Source organism: Pseudomonas sp. SDO5591_S426 (assembly GCF_054070755.1).
On sequence record NZ_JBSVXD010000387.1, the window covers coordinates 1 to 1,621 of the forward strand.

Consider the following 1,621-nt stretch of genomic DNA (forward strand, 5'->3'; position numbering starts at 1 on the left):
AGGGTTATGTGTACACCTGTAGGAGCTGCCGCAGGCTGCGATCTTTTGATCTTAGCCCTTCAGTGCAGCCGCCAGAATCAGCGCCTTCATCTCCGACACCGCCGACTTGAAGCCAACGAACAGCGCATGGGCCACCAGAGCATGGCCGATGTTCAACTCATTGATGCCCTTGATCGCCGCCACGGCTTCAACGTTGTGATAGTGCAGCCCATGACCGGCATTGACGATCAACCCCTGGGCCAGGCCAAACGCCACGCCATCCGCCACGCGCTTGAGTTCTTCAGCCACTTCGGTCGGCGTCTCTGCATCGGCGTAACGACCGGTGTGCAGTTCAATGGCCGGCGCGCCAACACGACGCGACGCTTCGATCTGCCGCTCGTCGGCATCGATGAACAGCGACACTTCAGAGCCGAGCTTCGACAGGCGTTCCACTGCGGCCTTGATCCGCGCTTCCTGCCCCGCCACGTCCAGACCGCCTTCGGTGGTCAGCTCCTGACGGGTTTCCGGCACCAGGCAGATGTGCGCCGGGCGGATGCGCTCAGCGAACTGCATCATTTCTTCGGTGACGCCCATTTCGAAGTTCATGCGGGTTTGCAGCACATCCTTGAGCACCAGAACATCACGCTCCTGAATGTGCCGACGGTCTTCGCGCAGGTGCACGGTAATGCCATCGGCGCCCGCCTCTTCCGCATCCAGTGCAGCCTTGACCGGGTCCGGGTAACGAGTGCCCCGGGCCTGACGCAGGGTGGCAACGTGGTCGATGTTCACGCCAAGAAGAATGCGGGTGCTGGTGGTCACGGAAAGCGCTCCAGAAGAAGAGAAAGTTCGGTGCACAGCATACGGGGAGACTACGGCTTGCGAAACAACTCGCGACTGGCCAGGGGACGACCGCCCAAGTGAACGGCCAGCGCCTGACGCATCAGGCGCTTGGCAGCAGACAACGCGCCCGGCGCGGACCAGTCGGCTTCAGCCATGGCCAGCAGCTCGGTGCCGTTGAACAGTCCCGGTTGCAGCAAGTAGACCCGCTCCAGCCCTGCATCCACTTGCAGGCGATAGAGGCCGTCAGGGGCGATAACCTCAGCGTGGATGTCCGTAGTCAATGAGAATCCGTAACCAAGGTCATCGAGCAACCGCCATTCGAACGAACGCAACAACGGCTCCAGCGGACGACCTTCAGCCAGCGCCAGCAATGTCGCGGCGTAGTGATCGAATACGCCAGGATGCGGGTCTTCGGCGGGCAACAGGCGAATCAGCAGTTCATTGAGATAGAGGCCACTGAACAGTGCCTCACCGTTGAGCCAGGTAGAAACACCTGCAGCTTCCATGCGCCCGACATTCTTCAGCTCGCCACGCCCACGAAACTCTACTTCCAGCGGCACGAACGGCCGCGCCAGCGTCCCGGCCTTGCCCCGCGCACTGCGCAACACCGCCCGCAGCCGACCTTGCGGCGTGAGGAAGTCCACCAAAGCACTGCTTTCGCGGTAGGCGCGGGAGTGGAGGACGTAGGCGGGTTGGGGGATTGGCGCAGTGGTCGACATGGAGACGGATTTACCTGTCAGGGATTACAAAAAGATCGCAGCCTTCGGCAGTTCCTACAGGTTTGCATTGGGCCAAGGCCCGC

General features: G+C 61.7%; 2 protein-coding genes. Both read right to left on the reverse strand.

The window, feature by feature from the left end; translation table 11 throughout:
- Positions 1–51: 51 nt before the first annotated feature.
- The gene (pdxJ, locus tag ACW9JC_RS30180) at positions 52–798 is read right to left on the reverse strand and encodes a pyridoxine 5'-phosphate synthase (RefSeq protein ID WP_416129831.1); all 747 of its coding nucleotides are present in this window, start codon (positions 796–798) and stop codon (positions 52–54) included.
- A gap of 50 nt (positions 799–848) precedes the next feature.
- A complete protein-coding gene (gene recO / locus ACW9JC_RS30185; RefSeq protein WP_457459626.1) occupies positions 849–1,538 on the reverse strand; it encodes a DNA repair protein RecO in 690 nt (229 codons plus the stop codon).
- Positions 1,539–1,621 lie beyond the last annotated feature (83 nt).

Bases quoted from the DNA above. Each gene is read 5' to 3' on its own strand.
- recO (WP_457459626.1), bottom strand. From the start codon at position 1,538: ATGTCGACCACTGCGCCAATCCCCCAACCCGCCTACGTCCTCCACTCC.